The organism is Rhizobium altiplani (assembly GCF_001542405.1).
GTDB lineage: Bacteria > Pseudomonadota > Alphaproteobacteria > Rhizobiales > Rhizobiaceae > Rhizobium > Rhizobium altiplani.
In genome coordinates, this window is record NZ_LNCD01000146.1 from 36,402 (window position 1) to 54,581 (window position 18,180).

General features: G+C 59.5%; 16 protein-coding genes. 11 read left to right on the forward strand and 5 right to left on the reverse strand.

The window, feature by feature from the left end:
- The first annotated feature begins 103 nt into the window (after positions 1–103).
- From AS026_RS37530 to AS026_RS37550, 5 genes are all read left to right on the forward strand, one after another.
- A complete protein-coding gene (locus AS026_RS37530) occupies positions 104–1,261 on the forward strand; it encodes a Gfo/Idh/MocA family protein (protein ID WP_062376139.1) in 1,158 nt (385 codons plus the stop codon).
- Between the two features lie 13 nt (positions 1,262–1,274).
- Entirely contained in the window at positions 1,275–2,159 is an 885-nt protein-coding gene (locus AS026_RS37535; protein ID WP_018858423.1) for a carbohydrate ABC transporter permease, read from the forward strand.
- A complete protein-coding gene (locus tag AS026_RS37540) occupies positions 2,156–3,016 on the forward strand; it encodes a carbohydrate ABC transporter permease (protein ID WP_025661281.1) in 861 nt (286 codons plus the stop codon). The genes AS026_RS37535 and AS026_RS37540 overlap by 4 nt, the downstream gene beginning before the upstream one ends.
- 61 nt (positions 3,017–3,077) lie before the next feature.
- Positions 3,078–4,280, forward strand: coding sequence for an ABC transporter substrate-binding protein (locus AS026_RS37545; protein WP_210258366.1), 1,203 nt, complete (start codon positions 3,078–3,080; stop codon positions 4,278–4,280).
- A gap of 86 nt (positions 4,281–4,366) precedes the next feature.
- A complete protein-coding gene (locus AS026_RS37550) occupies positions 4,367–5,500 on the forward strand; it encodes an ABC transporter ATP-binding protein (RefSeq protein WP_062376143.1) in 1,134 nt (377 codons plus the stop codon).
- A gap of 24 nt (positions 5,501–5,524) precedes the next feature.
- Here the strand turns inward: AS026_RS37550 and AS026_RS37555 are convergent, their stop codons facing one another.
- From AS026_RS37555 to AS026_RS37575, 5 genes are all read right to left on the reverse strand, one after another.
- Positions 5,525–5,821, reverse strand: a complete 297-nt coding sequence (locus AS026_RS37555) for a hypothetical protein (RefSeq protein WP_062376147.1) — start codon at positions 5,819–5,821, stop codon at positions 5,525–5,527.
- A 270-nt stretch (positions 5,822–6,091) separates the two neighbouring features.
- Positions 6,092–7,777 carry an arylsulfatase gene (locus AS026_RS37560; RefSeq protein WP_062376150.1) on the reverse strand — a complete coding sequence of 562 codons (1,686 nt, stop codon included), beginning with the start codon at positions 7,775–7,777 and terminating at the stop codon, positions 6,092–6,094.
- 419 nt (positions 7,778–8,196) lie between these two features.
- The gene (locus AS026_RS37565) at positions 8,197–9,297 is read right to left on the reverse strand and encodes a D-TA family PLP-dependent enzyme (protein WP_062376151.1); all 1,101 of its coding nucleotides are present in this window, start codon (positions 9,295–9,297) and stop codon (positions 8,197–8,199) included.
- A gap of 16 nt (positions 9,298–9,313) precedes the next feature.
- On the reverse strand, positions 9,314–10,774 hold the full coding sequence (locus AS026_RS37570; protein ID WP_062376153.1) for a M81 family metallopeptidase: 1,461 nt from the start codon (positions 10,772–10,774) through the stop codon (positions 9,314–9,316).
- Positions 10,775–10,793: 19 nt separating this feature from the next.
- Positions 10,794–11,279, reverse strand: coding sequence for a hypothetical protein (locus AS026_RS37575; RefSeq protein ID WP_062376155.1), 486 nt, complete (start codon positions 11,277–11,279; stop codon positions 10,794–10,796).
- A gap of 112 nt (positions 11,280–11,391) precedes the next feature.
- Here AS026_RS37575 and AS026_RS37580 point away from each other — a divergent pair, with 112 nt between their 5' ends.
- From AS026_RS37580 to AS026_RS37605, 6 genes are all read left to right on the forward strand, one after another.
- Positions 11,392–11,781, forward strand: a complete 390-nt coding sequence (locus AS026_RS37580) for a RidA family protein (RefSeq protein WP_062376157.1) — start codon at positions 11,392–11,394, stop codon at positions 11,779–11,781.
- Between the two features lie 22 nt (positions 11,782–11,803).
- A complete protein-coding gene (locus AS026_RS37585) occupies positions 11,804–12,667 on the forward strand; it encodes a MurR/RpiR family transcriptional regulator (RefSeq protein WP_062376159.1) in 864 nt (287 codons plus the stop codon).
- A gap of 27 nt (positions 12,668–12,694) precedes the next feature.
- Entirely contained in the window at positions 12,695–13,471 is a 777-nt protein-coding gene (locus AS026_RS37590; protein ID WP_062376161.1) for an SDR family oxidoreductase, read from the forward strand.
- A 25-nt stretch (positions 13,472–13,496) separates the two neighbouring features.
- Positions 13,497–15,416 (forward strand): beta-N-acetylhexosaminidase, encoded by a 1,920-nt coding sequence (locus AS026_RS37595; protein ID WP_062376162.1) that lies wholly within the window; start codon positions 13,497–13,499, stop codon positions 15,414–15,416.
- 8 nt (positions 15,417–15,424) lie between these two features.
- Positions 15,425–16,861: a M81 family metallopeptidase gene (locus tag AS026_RS37600; RefSeq protein WP_062376164.1), complete on the forward strand. Its 1,437-nt coding sequence runs from the start codon at positions 15,425–15,427 to the stop codon at positions 16,859–16,861.
- 89 nt (positions 16,862–16,950) lie between these two features.
- Complete coding sequence (locus AS026_RS37605) at positions 16,951–18,150, forward strand: MFS transporter (RefSeq protein ID WP_062376167.1); 1,200 nt, start codon at positions 16,951–16,953, stop codon at positions 18,148–18,150.
- Positions 18,151–18,180: the final 30 nt, after the last annotated feature.

The following is an 18,180-nucleotide window of genomic DNA, read 5'->3' on the forward strand; positions in this document are numbered from 1 at the left end:
TTAATTTCATGCTTGCAACTTTTCGCGGGATTCGTGTTGACGAGTTCGAAATTTTGTCCCAACTTGACGAAAATAAATTACGTGAATTGGGAACGAGAAGAGCATGAAAGTGGGAATTATCGGGCTAGGTTTCAGGCTCGGCTACCTTGGCTACGTCTTCAAGTCCGTTGATGAAAGCTTCGAGATCGTGGGTTACGTCGACCCCGATCCGGCAGGTCTTCAGGGTCTTGTCGAAAAAGGCATCTCTGCCGGCACGGCCTATGCTTCCCCCGAGGAGCTGATCGCCAGGGAAAAGCTCGATCTCCTGATGATCGGTTCGCCGAACCACATGCATCTCGATCATATCAGGCTGGGTCTTGAAAGTGGCCTGAAGGTCTTCTGCGAAAAGCCGATCGTCACAACGGTCGCCGAGAGCATCGAGCTCGCCCGCCTGATGGCGAAGTTCGGTCATGAGCGCCTGATGGTTGGTCTCGTCCTTCGCTATTCGCCCCTCTACAAGGACCTTCGTGCCATTCAGGCCGCAGGCAAGCTTGGACAGATCGTCTCGATCGAGGCCTCGGAGCATATCGAGCCCTACCACGGCGCTTTCTTCATGCGCGATTGGCGTCGCTACGAGCGTTATTCGGGCAGCTTCATGCTGGAAAAGTGCTGCCACGACCTTGATCTCTACAACGGCGTCGTCGGCGCTCGTCCGGAGCGTGTTGCAAGCTTCGGCGGCCGCAAGAGCTTCATTCCGGCCAACGATCCCGCACGCGAAGGCATCAACGACCTGGAGCTTTTTCACCGCAAGCCGAGCGGCTGGATGGGGTCCGACAAGGTTTTCGACAGCGACGGCGACATCATCGACTATCAGGTGGCGATCGTCGAATATGCCAATGGCGTCGGCATGAACTTCCACACCAACCTCAACGTGCCAGACCAGTTCCGTCGCTTTGCCATCATGGGATCGCGCGGCATGGCTGAAGGCGATTTCGTTCGAGGCTATCTTGATGTTCATGAGCAGCTGACAGGCAAGAAGGTTGTCGAGAACAAATACGTCGCGACCGAGCTTTCCCAGCACTACGGCGCCGACGAGCAGATGGCAGCGGATTTGCTCGACAGCGTGCGTACCGGTACCGAACTTCCTGTTTCGACACTCAATGCCCTCGAGGCCGGCATCCTTGCCCTATCGATGGACGAGGCAAGGATGAAAAAGGCGGTGATCGATCTGCGCCCGATTTGGGACAGGTTCGACGAAGCCCTGCACGCAAGAGCGGCTTGAGGAGGGCGGCAAGATGAGCGTCCAACGCAACGCAGTCATCTTTGCCTGGATACTTCTCCTTCCGGCAGTCCTCTACGTCGCAGTGATCGTCGCCTATCCGCTGGTCGACACGTTCATCCTCTCCTTCACCGATGCGTCGCTGAAGAAGACGACGAACTGGGTCGGCTGGGTGAACTATAGCAAGATCTTCAACGCTACCTTCGCCGAAGTCATCATTCGCACCTTCATCTGGACGTTCTTTTCCGTCTCCATCAAGATGATCATCGGTGTGTTCGGCGCAACGATGCTGAATTCTGCGGTTCCCGGCAGGGCGCTCTTCCGCGTCCTGACCATGCCGCCATGGATTGTCCCAATGGCGATCGGCATCTTCATGTGGGGCTGGATGTACAACGGCCAGTTCGGGATGATTTCCGGCATGCTGCAGCGCTTCGGGCTGGTGGACGCGCCGGTCGCATTTCTCGCGCAGGGGTCCACGGCGTTCTGGGCGACGATCATCACCGATGTCTGGATCGGCGTTCCGCTCGTCACGCTTTATATGCTCGCGGCCATGCAGGCGATTCCGCAGGATCTCTATGAGGCCGCCTGGACCGACGGGGCCGGCCGTTTCTATCGGTTCCGGCGCATTACCCTGCCACTGATCGTCCCTTCGATGATCACCATGTCGATGCTGTCGCTGATCGCTACCTTCAACTCATTCGACATCATCTGGATCCTGACGCGTGGCGGCCCGAGCGGCGAAACGACGACGATGATCATCGACACCTATAAAACCGCGATCGGCTCGAACAAATACGGGGAAGGCGCCGCGCGCGCCGTGCTGATCTGCATCTTCCTGTCGATTTTCTGCGTCTGCTACTTCCGCGTGACCAGCCGCCTCACTTCCGGAGACAAGCGATGAAACAGCCGCATCTGCTGATCCATCGGTACAAATGGTATGAGATCATCGGCATCTATGCCGGCATCCTGGTGTTCCTTACCTTCGTGCTTGCGCCCTTCGTCGAGGGCTTCCTGGTATCGCTGAAGCCGCTCAGCCAGCTCTTTTCCTCGCCTTACCGGTTCATCCCCGAGAACGGTTCGTTCGAAGCCTATCGGACCATGTGGGTAAGCGTGCCGGGCTTTGCGCGCTACATCTTCAATTCCTTCTTTATCTCGACCATCGTCACCGCCGTTGTTCTGGTGCTCGTCATCCCTGCCTCCTATGCGTTTGCGCGGTTTGAATTCAAAGGCGCCGGGCTGCTGCTCGGCGCGTTCCTGGCCGTCAACATGTTTTCGGGCGCGGTGCTGCTCATCCCGCTCTTCCGGCTGATGCGAACGCTCGGCCTGCTGAATACCTATTTTGCCATCATGGTTCCAGGCGTTGCCTTCCTGATCCCTTCGGCGATCTGGCTGCTCAGAACCTACATGATGCGCATTCCGCGGGAGCTGGACGAAGCCGCATTCGTCGACGGCGCCAGCCATTTCTATACCCTGCGCCGGGTCATCCTGCCAATCGCCATGCCGGGCATCATGGTAGTTGCGATCACCACCTTCATCGGCTCCTATGCCCAGCAGTTCATCTTCGCGCTCACCTTCAATTCCAAGACCGAATTTGCGCCCTTGCCGGTCGGACTCTTCGCCTATTTCGGCCGCCAGGAAGTCGTGTGGAATGAACTGATGGCTGCAAGTTTCGTCGGCATTGCGCCGGCCATGATCGTGATTTTCTTCCTTCAACGGTATCTCGTCAGCGGTCTGACCGCGGGCGCGGTGAAACAGTAAGTCAACCACCAGAGAAAAAACGGGAGCTAACAACGTGACAGTTCAATTCAAGACCGGGCTGATGGCCCTTGCCCTGCTCGGCTCTACCGCGCTGGGCGCAATGACCGCGCACGCCGCTGACAAGGAGATCAGCTGGATCTATTGCGGCGACAAGATCGATCCGATCCACGAGAAATACATCAAGGAATGGGAAGGCAAGAACCCAGGCTGGAAGGTCACGCCTGAGGTTGTCGGCTGGGAACAGTGCCAGGACAAGGCCACGACGCTGGCTGCTGCCGGCACTCCGGTCGGCATGGCCTATGTCGGTTCGCGTACGCTGAAGGAATTCGCCCAGAACGATTTGATCGTTCCGGTGCCGATGACCGACGACGAGAAGAAGAGCTACTACCCGAACATCGTCGACACCGTCACCTTCGACAACAACCAGTGGGGCGTGCCGGTCGCCTTCTCGACCAAGGCACTCTACTGGAACAAGGACATCTTCAAGCAGGCCGGCCTCGACCCGGAGAACCCGCCGAAGACTTGGGCTGAGGAAATTGCCGCCGCCAAGCAGATCAAGGAAAAGACCGGCATTGCAGGCTACGGCCTCCCGGCGAAGACCTTCGACAACACCATGCATCAGTTCATGCATTGGGTTTACACCAACAACGGCAAGGTGATCGACGGCGATAAGATCGTCATGGACAGCCCGGAAGTCCTGGCCGCCCTGCAGGCCTACAAGGACATCACGCCCTACTCCGTCGAAGGCGCAACCGCCTACGAGCAGAACGAAATCCGCGCCATCTTCCTCGATGGCAAGGTCGGCATGATCCAGGCAGGTTCGGGTGCTGCTGCCCGCCTGAAGGACACCAAGATCAACTGGGGCGTCGCACCGCTGCCGCTCGGCCCGTCGGCCAAGGGTGAAGGCACGCTGCTCATCACCGACAGCCTGGCGGTCTTCAAGGGTACGGGTGTGGAAGACAAGGCGATCGAATTCGCCAAGTTCATCACCTCGCCAGGCCCGCAAGGCGAATACGAACTTCAGGGTGGTGCCGGCCTGACGCCGCTGCGTCCGTCGCCGAAGGTCGATGAGTTCGTCAAGGCTGATCCGTCGTGGAAGCCGTTCATCGACGGTATCACTTTCGGCGGTCCCGAGCCGCTCTTCACCGACTACAAGGGCTTCCAGAACTCGATGATCGAAATGGTACAGTCTGTCGTGACGGGCAAGGCCGAGCCGGCCGATGCTCTCAAGAAGGCTGCTGGCGAGATCGAAGCGTTCAAGTAAGTCTTTGTCGGGATCGCGGGCGCAACAACCGCGATCCCTTTGACTATCGCATACAGTGCCGCAGCGGCGGTGACCGGAGACAGGTTTTGGGACAGCTTCTTCTCAACAAGGTTCAGAAGTTCTACGGCGACTTCGAGGTTCTCAAGGGTGTTCAGCTTGAGGTGAGGAACGGCGAGTTCGTAGTTTTCGTCGGGCCATCAGGCTGCGGCAAATCCACCTTGCTGCGCATGATTGCCGGCCTGGACGCAACCTCCGGCGGCGACATCGTCATCGACGGGCTGAGGGTCAACGACCTGCCGCCGGTCAAGCGCGGGATCGCCATGGTGTTCCAATCCTATGCCCTCTATCCGCACATGTCCGTGTTCGAGAATATCGCGTTCCCGCTGCGCGTCGAAAAGATGGAAGAGCAAAAGCTGAAGGCCAAGGTCGAGCATGCCGCGCGCATCCTCCACCTGGACCAGCGCCTGCAGCAGAAGCCCGGCATGCTTTCAGGCGGTCAGCGCCAGCGCGTTGCAATCGGCCGCGCGATCGTGCGCGAACCGAAGATATTCCTGTTTGACGAACCACTCTCCAACCTCGACGCTGCCTTGCGCGCCGACATGCGCATCGAGCTTGCCAAACTGCACCGCCAGCTGAAGGCGACGATGATTTATGTCACGCACGACCAGATCGAGGCGATGACCATGGCGGACCGGATTGTGGTTTTGAATGCCGGCGAGATCGCCCAGACCGGCGCCCCGCTGGAGCTCTACCACAAGCCTGCCAACATCTTCGTTGCTGCCTTCATCGGCAATCCGAAGATGAACTTCTTGCCCGTCACCTGCACAGGTGTCAGCGATGCCGGCATCGAAATCGACTACAAAGGACAGAAGGCGGTGATCCCTGTCACGCCAAGAGGCGGCGCTATCGGCAAACAGCTGACCTTGGGCGTGCGTCCGGAGCATATCCAGATCGGGTCTGGCGACATCGCCTTCACCGTTACGCCGTCTGTCATCGAGCGCCTTGGCGCCCAGACGGTCGCCTATGCGTCGCTCGACGGCGAAAGCGAGAATTTCTGCGCGACGCTGCATGGGCGCGCCGCTGTTCACCCGGATCAGCCACTCGCCACCGGGATCAATGTTGCCGACTGCCATCTGTTCGATGAGGTGGGCATAGCGTTCGAGCGCCATGTGGAGCTGACGAGCATCGACATGAACCTCCTCAACCCCACGGCTGCGTGATCACCAACCCGCTGGCGCTCCACCTCAGAAGAGGGGATAGAAGAGCCTGTTGGCCGGGTAGGAATAAGCCCCCCGGTCCGCGACCCCGAATCTGGACATGCAGCTTCTCAGCGCTGTAATGTGCCACGCATCTGTCGGATAGGGTGAACCGCGATAGTTGGCTTCTGGCAAGCAATAGCGATAGATCCTGTCAAACCGCGAAAGCAGCACGGGATCGGAATCCATCCGTACGCCATGAAAGGTCTGCCATTGCCAGGGCGGCTCGGCCGCCGATATCGCCAACAGACTTGCTGCCATTCCCAATGCAACTAAGACTCTCATCGACGTGACCTCCCGCGTGCCTGACGCCCACACAAAAGAAGATGCTTTCCAATCGCGTAAGGTCAAGTGTCCTACACCAAAGGAAGGCGCGGGGTCCGACATCCCAGGTCATGTTGCCGGGGCTTCTCAATTGCAGCCAATGGAAAGCGTGCCTCGCCTCGGGCAATGCGGACCTCGCAGACGGTGTTGGCTCGGCGCCATACGGTGATCCTGTTTCCGGGGACAGCAAGGGCAGCCCTTGCCGGCTGCCCGCTGCCTGAGTTTTATTGGTCAGTTGCCCGGCTTGTTCCTGATAGCGGCATCTATCTGCTTTTTGACCGCATCCAGATTGAAGGAAGCCGGATCCTGCATTGGCGGGTAATCGACCGCAGTGAGCGCGAGTTTCTTGACCTCGTCCTGAACGCTGACGAAGCGCCAGAACTCGCGGGCAAAGAAGTCGTTCATGTATCCACCACCGAGGTCATTGAGACTTTGCTCGCCAATCGACGGTGTGCGCTCGAACGGATCCTGACGGATATTGACCATGGTGGGCATATCCGTCGTTACCTTTCCACCGGGCCAGCCCTGGGGCTGCTGGAAGAACTGGAACTTGAAGTTGTCAATGCGAACTGCCCCGAGAGCAGGGCCGCCGAAATAGAAGAATTCATGCCGTGCGGATGGTGATTTGCCGAGCAGCAGGTCCATCTGGTTATAGCCATCAAGATGGTTCTTGTAGGTCCTGTCGCCCAGCTTCACACCCTTCAGCAACTGGTCGGTTATGTCAGTATTGCCGGCTGCCGCTGCTAGCGTCGGGAACCAATCCAGGGCTGAAAAAATGCCGTTCTCGACCGTTCCCGGCTTGACCTTGCCCGGCCACCGAATGATGGCTGGCGCACGGAAGCCGCCTTCCATCACGGTACCCTTGGTGCCCTTGAACGGGGTCATGCCGCCGTCTGGCCAGGTGAAGACCTCCGCCCCGTTGTCAGTGGTGAACACGACGATCGTGTTGCTGGTCTCGCCAGCATCTTCCACACATTTCAAAAGAGCGCCGACGCTATCATCAAGCTGCGCCACGCCGGCTTCCTCGAGGCCATAGTTGCTGTCGCTGTTCATGAGAGCCTGGTATTTGGGCGACAGATAAGTCCAGACGTGCATGCGCGTCGTGTTGTGCCAGACGAAAAACGGCTTGTTATCGGTCTTGGCCTTGTCCATGAAGTCGCACGAAGCCTTGACCAGCACTTCATCGAACGTGCCCATGTCGTACTTGGCCTTGGGCATGATGTCATGCATGTTCGGCACGTTGGACATGTCGGGATAAGGTGCCAGGGGACCCTCGTCCACTATCCTCTGCTTGCCGACCTTGCCCCAGCGCGGCTGTTCACTCGTGTCGTCGGTATCAGTCGCGAAGCTGTGGACCAGATTGCGCGGACCGAATTTGTCCCGGTAGGATTGGTCATTCGGAAACGAATACCAATAGGGGTCAGACATCGCATCGAGGTGATAGAGATAGCCAAAGAACTCGTCGAAGCCATGCAATGTCGGAAGATACTTGTTCAGATCGCCAAGATGGTTCTTGCCGAACTGTCCGGTGGCGTATCCTTCTGTCTTGAGGACGGAGGCCAAGGTCGCCGCCTTGTCGGGCATGCCGACATCCGCGCCCGCCTGGCCGACCGTCGTCAAGCCGGTGCGCAACGGAATTTCACCGGTGATGAAACTCGCCCGGCCAGCCGTGCAGCTTGCCTCGGCATAGTAGTCAGTGAACATCAAGCCCTCGGATGCGAGCTTGTCGAGATTCGGCGTCTTCCCGGACATGATGCCCCGGTGATAGGCGCCAAGGTTGAACCAGCCGACATCGTCACCCATGATGACAAGGATATTGGGTTTTGGCTGCTGTTGCTGCGCAACGGCTGGCGCACCCATTGCGGTTGCGCAAGCGGAAGCCAGCAGTCCAAAGCAAAGGTTTCTCATGCTGTTCATGGCATGTACCCTTTCTTGAATCTGCCTGAATCACAATTCACGCCCAACGCAAAGGGCGGCGCTCCTGCGGATGCAATCCGAAGAACCGCGTGGCATAGCCCGCCGGCGTGGGCCTGTTGGAAGTCAATGCTGCTTCGAATGACTCGCCATAGGGCGGCGATAGCACTTGCGCCACGGAAGGGGTCGGTGGCGGCAATGACACATTCGTTCTAACGGCCCGCATCAAAGACTGCGGTCGTCCAGAACGAGTATTACACATTTTGGCTTTCGCCGCCAGATTGAGGGTCGTGAGCGGTCACCAAAGAGGTTGCCAGCGCACAAACCTCCACACCACCGCGGCTGATAGGGAAAGCACCCAAGACCCTGCACTCAAGACCCTGCACCCAAGACCCTGCACCCAAGGCCCTGCACCTAAGGCCCTACCAGACAAGACCGCGCGCAGCCACGCCTTCGACACGTGTGACAACGCCGTCACGATGAAACACCATCGTGTCGAAGAGATTGGAGACAACGCAGGTATGGTTGGGAATGATGCGGATCTTCTCGCCGATCTCAGGACGCTTGTTGCCGCATTTTGAAAGGTCGATGACGCCGTGTTCCTCGGAAAGGCCAGTAATCACCGCCTCGGGATAGCCAACAACTGTTCCGAAGTCGGAGAAGCCAAGCAGGTCGGACGTCAGCGCCTTCGATCCGGCGTCAATGACGGCTCGATCTGCGGTCGGGCGCGACACGACGGTTGCCAGTACATGCATGGCGCAGTCATCCTCGCTGCAGTGGCCGGCACGGACCATGGAGCGATCGTTATAGACATACGTGCCAGCGCGGTGCTCGGTCGCGGCACTCACCAGATGCGCCTCAAAGAGGCTTGGCGTGCCGCCATTGCTGACAATCGGACAAGCAATGCCGTCAGCCTTCAAAAGAAGCAGTGCCTTGCCGAGGAACGCTTGCACAGCCTCGGCGGAATCGGGCTTCGGGTAGTTGAGGAGGCCGCCGAAGGAAAGGCCCGGTGCGTCGTGAATGCGCTTGGCAAGGTTCTTCGCTTCTTCAGGCGTCTGGACACCGCAGCGCCCCCCACCAGTGTCGCATTCGACAAGAACGGTCAGCGGCTTGCGGGATGCGAAGGTGGAAGACAATCCGTCGACGGTCGTGGCGCTATCGGCAACGACCTTGAGACCCGGGATCCTGTCGTTGAGTGCGCCAAGGCGCTCGAGCTTTTGCGCGCCAAGGATATTGAAGGTGATCAGTATGTCTTCGAAGCCGGCCGCGGCGAACACTTCCGCCTCGCTGATCTTCTGGCAATTTATGCCCTTGGCGCCTGCCGCAATCTGCTCGGCGGCAAGCGCGGGGATCTTGTGCGTCTTGATGTGCGGACGGAAGTTCAGGCCGTGCCTGTCCATGTAGGCCTGTGTGCGGGCAATGTTTGCCGCCAGTCGGTCCTCATCGATGATCGGCCGCGGCGTTGAGAGGTCGGCAACCCTGTCGCCCGGCTTGGCGACGACGGCAAACGAATTTTGCTGCATGTGACGGCTCTCCGCGCTAGCGGCCGTGGGGATCTTCGACCATCGGCCAGATGTTCTTCGGCGCCCGACGATAGGGTGTCTTGGCCGGATTGTTGGGATAAGGCGTTCCGGCAGAGCAGTAAATGATCTCCGCAGCGATTTTCGAGAAGGATGCGTAGAAATGATTGGTCGATTTGATGACCAGGATCTTCCTGGACGTCGGATCGATGCCCATGACGGAGAAAAGGCTCGGGTCGAAGCTCTGGGCGCGCGTCGAATTCAGAATGATATCGATGCCGTCGAGTACGATGTGCGCTGCATCGCCGAATGGCGCAAAGCTCTCGCCGAAACGCATCTCAGCATTCGTGACGAGCTTCACGACCTTGACGACGCCATCGACCGGGTTGCCGGTGCCGGGTGCGGACTTGGCACCAAAGCGCAGGGGAATTTCGGCCCCCTCTCCCGCCGCCATGCAGATCTGCACTGCCATCGGGTCCCAGATCGTGCCGATCGCAACATCTCTCACACCCCTTGCAAGGAGTTCCTGCAACAGGACAGTGGCATCGCCGGCAGTGCCGCCGCCCGGATTGTCCCAGACGTCGGCGACGACGACCGGCCAGGACGTTGCTGCCACTGCCTGCGTTACGGCCTCAATCTCGTCGATCTGAGGCATGATGAAGGTACCACGCTTCGAAAACAGCTCGAGGCCGAGTTCACGCGCCAGGGCTTCACCCTTCTCCGGCTTGTCGTCGGTGACGACAAGCAGCTTCGTACCCATTTCCGGCACGTCGCCTGCCATGAAGCCGTGAATGACCGAGATCGAGAGGATATCAGCGTCCTCCTTTTCAAGCCGCATGATCTTGTCGACAAAGGAGCGCATCGGATCGCGCGAGGTGGGAAAGACATCGATCATCCGGCAGTCGAAGACGGACATGACCGGTTTTGATCGACCCTCCAGCGTCTGGCTGGCAATGCGCCATAAATCCTCCGCGCGATCGACGAAATCGGTGTGCGGGAACTCCTTGAAGTAGACAAAGAAGTCGGCGGCCTGCAGCCTTTTGGCTGTAAGATGACTGTGCGGATCGAGTTCGGCGCAGACAAGGACATCAGGCCCGACAATCGCGCGTACACGCGCCAGTATGTCGCCCTCAGTATCCTCGTAGCCGGCTGCGACCATGGCGCCATGCAGGCCGAGGATGACGGCGTCGACCGGCATCGCTGCCTCAAGCTGTGTCAGCACCTCATCGCGAAGCCCTTCATAGGTCGAGCGGTTCACCAGTCCGGCCGGGTCCGCCCACGCCGCCGTACCCTCGATCAGCTCCCATCCCTTCTCGGCGCAAACACGCCGCCCTACGGTGATTGGCGCCGTGCAGAGGGTCGGGGTTTCCGGGTGCTGCCCTGGAGGCGCATAAAGCGACGCCTCGAACGCGCGCCGATCGACGCAGATCGGGGAAAACGTATTGGTCTCGGTTGCGAGCGCCGCCGTAAAAATGCGCAAGGGTTTGCCTTTGTGTTGATCAGCCCATCGGGTTCGGCAGGTAGCCGGTGAAGCCGCATATCTTCCAGCGGCCTTCATGCAGGCGGCAATAATAGAGCGTCTGCCACTGCATCACATCACGCGTGCCATCGGCCTTGGTAAGGCCGCCATCGAACTTCTTGCGCACCAGCGCCATTTCACCTTCGATCTCGATGTCCTCAAGCGTGGTGGTCGTGAAGATGGCGCTACGGGTGTCCTCAGAGAAGGACTGCGTTGCAAAGTCTCGTGCCTGACGCAGCCACTCGTCACGGTAGGCCGACAAAGTCGGAAACGCCAGGCGCCACTTGTCGGGGCTGACTTGCTTGCGTCCGTCGATGCCGAGGAAGCCTTCCTCGACGAAATCATGCTCGACCATCGACCAGTCGGCAGCCAGGAATGCGTCGATATCGCGCGCTACCAACATCTCCCAGATCGAGTGGCGGGCAGCGTCCGAAGCAGGAAACGGATTTTTGAAAGGATCGCGCATTATCTCCCCCGCATTGAAATTCTTTTCATGAATGCTGTTTTTCGCTGGTCAAATTCCGCTTTCTATGGTGACTTGTCAACTTAATACGAAAATAATTTGCAAGGATCGACCAATGTCCATCAAGCGTTATGGCACGGTTCAAAAGGGTGCCGGCGGCAAGTCCCTCCCCTTTGCCCGCGCCGTCGAAGCAGACGGATGGCTCTATGTTTCCGGCCAGGTTGCCATGGACAATGGCGAGATCATTGATGGAAACATCGTCGCGCAGACGCACAAGACGATCGAGAACGTGCTCGCCATTCTCAACGAAGCCGGCTACGGCGTCGAGCATGTGGTGCGGTGCGGCGTCTGGCTCGACGACCCTCGCGACTTTTGGACCTTCAACGCCATCTATCAGCAATATTTCGGCGACCACCCGCCGGCGCGCGCCTGCGTCCAGTCATCAATGATGGTCGACTGCAAGGTTGAAATCGACTGCGTCGCGTATAAGCCGAAGGATCAGTAGCGCAAAGAACGGGAGAGCTCGGTTGGACATTTTCTCTACATTGCAGGAAGAGAAGCCCCGGCTTTCGCCCTCGGAAAACCGTATCGCGGATATCCTCCTCAATGACTTCGAGTTCGCGGTGAACGCCTCGATCATCGAGCTTGCCGAAAAGGCTGACGTATCGCCGCCGACGGTCACGCGTTTCTGCCGGCGGCTTGGCTGCGAAAGCTTCTCCGATTTCAAGGTCCAGCTTGCCCGAACAGCCTATGTCGGGATGCGATATCTGAAACCTGAGCCGAAAAGCACCAATCCGGGCGATGTCGCGCAAGACATCATAACAAAGGCCCAGAACGCTCTCTTCCTGCTTCATCGTTCACTTGATCTTGCTGCCATCGAGCTTGCCGCCGAGCGACTTGCACGCGCCGACATGATTTATGCCTTCGGTTCCGGTGGCAATTCATCAATGATTGCCAGTGAATTGCAAAACCGCCTGTTTCGCTTCGGCCTGCATGTCACCGCAAGCTCAGATCACGGCATGCAATTGATGATGGCCGCCGCCGCCAAGCAGACCGACGTGCTGATCGGCTCGTCCTTCACCGGGCGCAACACCGAGCTGGTGCGTGCCTTCGCTCTTGCGCGCGAGTCGAAGGTGACGACGATCGCGCTCACCCAGAGCAATAGCCCGGTCGCGCAAGCTGCCGAAATCGTCGTGCCAATCGATCTGCAAGAGGGCAACAATATCTTCCGGCCAACCTCGACGCGCATCGCCTATCTGGCGGCGGTCGATATTCTGGCCAGCCTCGTCGCCTACGCCATCCAGCCAAAGGCGGCAGTGGCGCTGCGCCGCATCAAGCAGCAGCTCGTTGCCCACCGCGATGGCGATGACCGGCAACTGCTCGGGGACTGACCATTCCATGCCAAAGAGGGGTAGAGAATGACAAAGACGGTAGCAATCGTGACCGGTGCTGCGGGTGACATAGGCCGTGCGATTGCCGAGCGGCTTGCCGAGGATCACGATACCATCCTGATGGTCGACATCGACTTTGCCGCCGCCGAGAGGGCCGCCCATACGCTGGGCGCGGCCGAACGCTTCATCGCCTGTGGCTGTGATGTAACGAACGAGGCAAGTGTTGCCGAGATGGCGAAGCGTGCCGCAACGCTCGGTGCCGTCAGGACGCTGGTCAACAATGCCGGTGCTGCGCGCGCCGTCAGCCTGCACGATACCACTGCGGAAATCTGGCGGATGGACAATGCCCTCAATCTCGAGGCAGCGTTCCTCTGCTTCCGCGCCGTCGAGGGACAGCTCGAAGCGACGAAGGGCTCGGTTGTCAACATTGCATCCGTCAACGGCATGAACGTCTTCGGCCATCCTGCCTATAGCGCGGCGAAAGCCGGACTGCTGCATCTGACCAAACTGATTGCGGTGGAATATGGAAAGCTCGGGATCCGCTCGAATGCAGTTGCGCCCGGCACAGTGCGCACGCAGGCCTGGGAGGCGCGTGCTGCCGCCAATCCCAATGTCTTTGAGGAAGCGCGCCGCTGGTACCCGCTGCAGCGGGTTGTCGATCCCCGGGATGTCGCCAATGCCGTTGCATTTCTGGCCGGCCCGCAGGCCGCCGCCATCACCGGCGTCTGCCTGCCGGTGGACTGCGGCCTGACCGCCGGTCAGGCGGAACTTGCCCGTACCTTTTCGCAATCCGAGCACTACTGAAAGACATTCCAAGAGAGGAACAGATATGACTGTGGCGCCCTATCGCCTGGAAAGTTCGTGGCAGCCGGATGGTGGCCCGAACGGCCGCTTTACCTTTTCCCTTTTCAATCTTTCCGATGTTGCGCTTTCCGGCTTCACGCTGGTCTACACCTCGCTGACGCGTGTCATCGATGCCAAGGCCTGCGAGAATGCCACCTTTGTGCGCCGCAATGCCAATTTTCACGAGTTTGCACCGCCAACCGACTTCGTCCTCGAACCGGGCAAGGGCTGGACTTTCACCGTCAGTGGTCTGCACAGGCCCGCGCGCCACTGCACCGATGGCGCCAAGTCCGCCTATGTGACGCTGGCTGATGGCCAGCATGTCACGGTTACCGTGTCCGATCTGCTGCTTGAAGGTCGCGTCAATGAACCGCCGCCGATGCTTCTCCCGGAAGGCAGGCTCACGCTTCCATTCTCGTTGCAGCCATGGCCGGCAGAAATCGACGCCAGGCCCGGCGATAGCTTTCCTGTCGTTCTTTATCCCGCGCAAGGATCCTCGGCTGACGACGTGCGCGCCGTCTCAACTGCCCTTTCGCTCTGCCGGCGCCTCTTTGAGAGCGACCACGCGCCTTTCAATCTCGTGGCCTCGCCGCAGGGCCAGGCCCTGCAGTTTTCGGTTGATCCGACGATAGCCCCGGAAGGCTACAAGCTTGTCTTCTCGCCCGCGACGATCACGCTATCCTTTGCCGATGCTGCCGGACGTCAATACGGGCTGACTTCGCTTTCGCAACTCCTGCATGGCGCCCGCAGCCATCCACAGACGTTCCGCTTTCCCGTCTCCGGGACAATTTCCGACAAGCCGCGATACGGTTGGCGGGGGTGCCATCTCGACGTTTCCAGGCAGTTCTATCCGGTCGCTGATATCAAACGCCTGATCGACATCCTTGCCTGGTTGAAGGTCAACATCTTCCATTGGCATCTGACTGACGATGAGGCATGGCGGCTTGAGATCAAGGCCTATCCGGAACTGACGACGACAGGCGTCTTGCGGGGGCCCGATGAGCCGCTCCTGCCTCAACTCGGCAACAGTGCCGAACCGGTTGGCGGCTTTTATTCCCAGGAGGACGTTCGCGACATTGTCGCTCACGCTGCGAGCTTGAACGTCGAGATCATCCCCGAAATCGATATTCCGGGCCACAGCACGGCCACCTTGACGGCGCTGCCTGATCTGTCCGACGGACAGGAGGCGCCAGACAGCTATCACTCCGTGCAGGGCTATCCGAACAACGCACTCAATCCAGCCGTGCCAGGGACCTACGAATTCCTCGAGAACGTGCTCGACGAGATGGTCGAGCTTTTCCCCTCTTCCTATCTCCACATCGGTGGTGACGAGGTGGCGAACGGCTCGTGGCTTGCCTCCCCGCTTGCCAAGGCGCTGATGGAGAAGGAAGGGATTTCAGGAACGTTTGCGCTACAATCCTATTTCCTCAAGCGCGTGAAGGACATGTTGAGCGCGCGTGGTCGCAAACTGGCCGGTTGGAACGAAGTGGCCCATGGCGGCGGTGTCGCCGCCGCAGACACGTTGTTGATGGCTTGGGAGAACCCGCAGGTCGGGATCGATCTCGCCAGGCAAGGCTACGAGGTCGTCATGACCCCTGGCCAGGCCTACTATCTCGACATGGTGCAGGCGGAGGCCTTTCAGGAGCCCGGTGCAAGCTGGGCCGGGACAGTGCCGCCGGCCCACACCTATGCCTATGAGGCAGAAGGTGAATTTCCGGAGGAACTGAAGGACAGGATGAAGGGCGTTCAGGCCTGTATCTGGTCGGAACACTTTCTGTCGCGCGGCTATTTCAACCGGCTGGTCTTCCCACGGTTGCCGGCAATTGCCGAGGCGGCGTGGACGCCGCGGGCGATGAAGGACTGGCATCGCTTCGCCGCGATCGTTCCCCTTAGCCCAAAACTGTGAGGCCGGCGATGCGGATTGCGGTTGGCGGAATTCATACGGAATGCAGCACCTATTCGCCGGTGCTGATGGCGGTCGACGATTTTCGCGTCCTGCGTGCGGCCGATCTCCTTGCTTCCGATTATTTCAGTTTTCTCGATGCGGAAGGGGTTGAACATCTCCCGCTACTTCACGCACGCGCCGTGCCCGGTGGCCCGGTTTCGGCTGTTGCATATGAGGCGTTCAAGGCGGAGTTTCTTGATCGATTGAAGGCTGTCCTGCCGGTCGACGGGCTTTACCTTGCAATGCATGGCGCCATGAATGTCGAGGGCATTGAGGATGCCGAAGGCGACTGGATCGCGGCGGCCCGCTCCGTCGTCGGTCCGGACTGCGTGGTCGCTGCAAGCTATGATTTGCATGGCAATGTCAGTCAGAAGATTGTCGACCAACTCGACATATTCGCGGCCTATCGCACCGCACCGCACATCGACGTCAGGGACACTATGATACGTGCCTGGTCGATGCTTGTGGACGCCTTGAGATCCGGCAGACGACCCGGTGTAGCCTGGGCACCGGTGCCGGTGCTCTGGCCGGGCGAGCGAACCTCGACCGAGGACGAGCCTGCAAGAAGCCTTTACAAGGCGCTGCCCGACATCGACCGGCGCGCCGGCATTCTCGATGCAAATCTGATGATCGGCTATGTCTGGGCGGACGAACCGCGGGCGGGCGCCTGCGCGGTTGTCACAGCGACCGACAGACAGACGGCGGCACGGGCAGTTGAAGAGATCGCCGCATCCTATTGGAATGCGCGGGAAAACTTTGTTTTTGGGCCGGTGACCGGCCCGCTCGAACAGATGCTTGAGTTGGCGGAGGAAGCCTCCACAGCGCCTGTGATCCTTGCGGATTCCGCCGACAATCCGACAGGCGGCGGTGTCGGGGATCGCGCTGATGTGCTCAAGGCTTTGCTGGAGCGGCGGTTTGACGGGGCGCTGCTTGCCGGCATTACGGACCGGCCGGCTGTCGAGGCGTGCTTTGCCGCCGGCAAGAGCGCAAGGATCGGGCTCGATATCGGTGCGACGCTTGACCCGTCGAGCTCGCCTGTCCAGGTGGAAGCAGAGGTTGTCTTCCTCGATGATCCCGGCGCCTTTGACGAGCGTCAGGCGGTGGTGCGGACCGGAGGGATCACGGTCGTGCTTGCTGCCCGCCGACGGCCCTATCACAACATCGCCGATTTCACGCGCCTTGGGCTCGATCCAAAGTCAGTGCGCATGCTGGTGGTAAAGTCGGGCTACCTCTCTCCGGAACTTGCGCCGATCGCCAACCCGAACCTGATGGCGCTGACTGAGGGGGTGGTGAACCAGGACATCGAAGCCCTGGTGAGCAACCGACGCATCCGGCCGGTCTTTCCCTTTGACCGCGACTTTGCCTATACGCCGCAGGCACGCCTTTCGGCGCGCTGGAAAGACTGATTTTTTTCCTGGCAGGTTTCGACCTCGCGTCGAACCTGTTAAGGCGTCTCGATCCGCATCGCCGGTTGATTTCCTTCCCTCGACCCATCATGACCCGTTTTCTGCCTGATGTATTCCGCAACCCGACAGTTCGGGTCAGCATGCTTGCGATCTTCGCCTTTGGCTTTGCCGGCGCGGCGACCTCGCCATATCAAGCGGTCATCGCGATCCGCGAGCTTGGCCTGAGCAATGGCCTCTACTCGGCGCTGATCTTTGCTGCTGCAGCCGTCAATGTCACCGTCAGCATCCTGCTCGGCAATCTTGCGGACAGACTTGGTGAGTTCCGCAGGCTGATGCTGTCGGTCGCCGTGTTCGGCATCTTCGGCTATGGCGCGGTCTACGTCTTTCCGGCACAGGCAACCTTTGTCCTCAGTGCGCTGTTGTTCCTGCCAATCTACAATGCGCTCAATTCCCTGCTCTTTGCCAACGTGCGCGCCACCACCAACGGGATGCCACGCGGTGACGTGGCGACGGTAAACTCGGGCGTGAGAGCAATGATTTCACTCTCCTGGGTGCTGGTCCCAGGGTTTGTCGGTATACTCCTGTCGCGGTCAACAAGCATGCTGCCCGCCTATCTCTTCGCAAGCCTTGCCTGCCTGGTGTGCCTCTGCCTGATCGCCGCGTTCCTGCCACGCCAGAGCGGAACCGACAATGCAGCCACGCATCATCTTTCCTATCTTGCTGCACTCGCAGAAGTCATCTCACCTCGCGTCTTCGTCCGCGTGATCGCGGTGGCGCTCATCAGCAGCACCCTTCACGTGAACGGTGCCATCCTGCCACTGATCGTTACAGGCCCCGCACACGGGACGGTCGGCGATATCGGGATCCTGGTTGGCATCGTTGCCCTGCTCGAGGTGGTCTTCATCGTCGTCTGGGGCCGTGCCCAACGGATCATGAGCCACGTTACGGCGCTGGCGATCGGCACGATCATCTATGTCGTGTACCTTCTGCTGCTCGGCTTTGCCTCCGCGCCATGGCATGTCTATGCCTTGACCCTCATCAGCGGTGTCGGGGCGGCAGCACTCATAAGCATTCCGATCACCTACCTGCAGGATCTGATCGCCGAGCGGCCGGGCCTTGGCAGTGCGCTGATATCCGTCAACATCTTTGTCAGCGCGGGGTTGAGCGCCCTTCTCTTTGCGATCGGCACTGGCGTCAGCGGCTATTCCGGAACGGCAATCATCGGCGCTGCAGCAGGGCTTTGCGGGCTTTTCCTGCTGCTTTTCTTTGACGGCGACAAACGGCGCTGAGACCGGCATATCTCCAACCAGTCCCCTTCA

What these genes read in the sequence shown, in the direction of transcription:
- AS026_RS37530 (WP_062376139.1), top strand. Translation starts at nt 104, where the DNA reads ATGAAAGTGGGAATTATCGGGCTAGGTTTCAGGCTCGGCTACCTTGGC.
- AS026_RS37535 (WP_018858423.1), top strand. Translation starts at nt 1,275, where the DNA reads ATGAGCGTCCAACGCAACGCAGTCATCTTTGCCTGGATACTTCTCCTT.
- AS026_RS37540 (WP_025661281.1), top strand. Translation starts at nt 2,156, where the DNA reads ATGAAACAGCCGCATCTGCTGATCCATCGGTACAAATGGTATGAGATC.
- AS026_RS37545 (WP_210258366.1), top strand. Translation starts at nt 3,078, where the DNA reads ATGGCCCTTGCCCTGCTCGGCTCTACCGCGCTGGGCGCAATGACCGCG.
- AS026_RS37555 (WP_062376147.1), bottom strand. Translation starts at nt 5,821, where the DNA reads ATGAGAGTCTTAGTTGCATTGGGAATGGCAGCAAGTCTGTTGGCGATA.
- AS026_RS37560 (WP_062376150.1), bottom strand. Translation starts at nt 7,777, where the DNA reads ATGAACAGCATGAGAAACCTTTGCTTTGGACTGCTGGCTTCCGCTTGC.
- AS026_RS37565 (WP_062376151.1), bottom strand. Translation starts at nt 9,297, where the DNA reads ATGCAGCAAAATTCGTTTGCCGTCGTCGCCAAGCCGGGCGACAGGGTT.
- AS026_RS37575 (WP_062376155.1), bottom strand. Translation starts at nt 11,279, where the DNA reads ATGCGCGATCCTTTCAAAAATCCGTTTCCTGCTTCGGACGCTGCCCGC.
- AS026_RS37580 (WP_062376157.1), top strand. Translation starts at nt 11,392, where the DNA reads ATGTCCATCAAGCGTTATGGCACGGTTCAAAAGGGTGCCGGCGGCAAG.
- AS026_RS37590 (WP_062376161.1), top strand. Translation starts at nt 12,695, where the DNA reads ATGACAAAGACGGTAGCAATCGTGACCGGTGCTGCGGGTGACATAGGC.
- AS026_RS37595 (WP_062376162.1), top strand. Translation starts at nt 13,497, where the DNA reads ATGACTGTGGCGCCCTATCGCCTGGAAAGTTCGTGGCAGCCGGATGGT.
- AS026_RS37600 (WP_062376164.1), top strand. Translation starts at nt 15,425, where the DNA reads ATGCGGATTGCGGTTGGCGGAATTCATACGGAATGCAGCACCTATTCG.
- AS026_RS37605 (WP_062376167.1), top strand. Translation starts at nt 16,951, where the DNA reads ATGACCCGTTTTCTGCCTGATGTATTCCGCAACCCGACAGTTCGGGTC.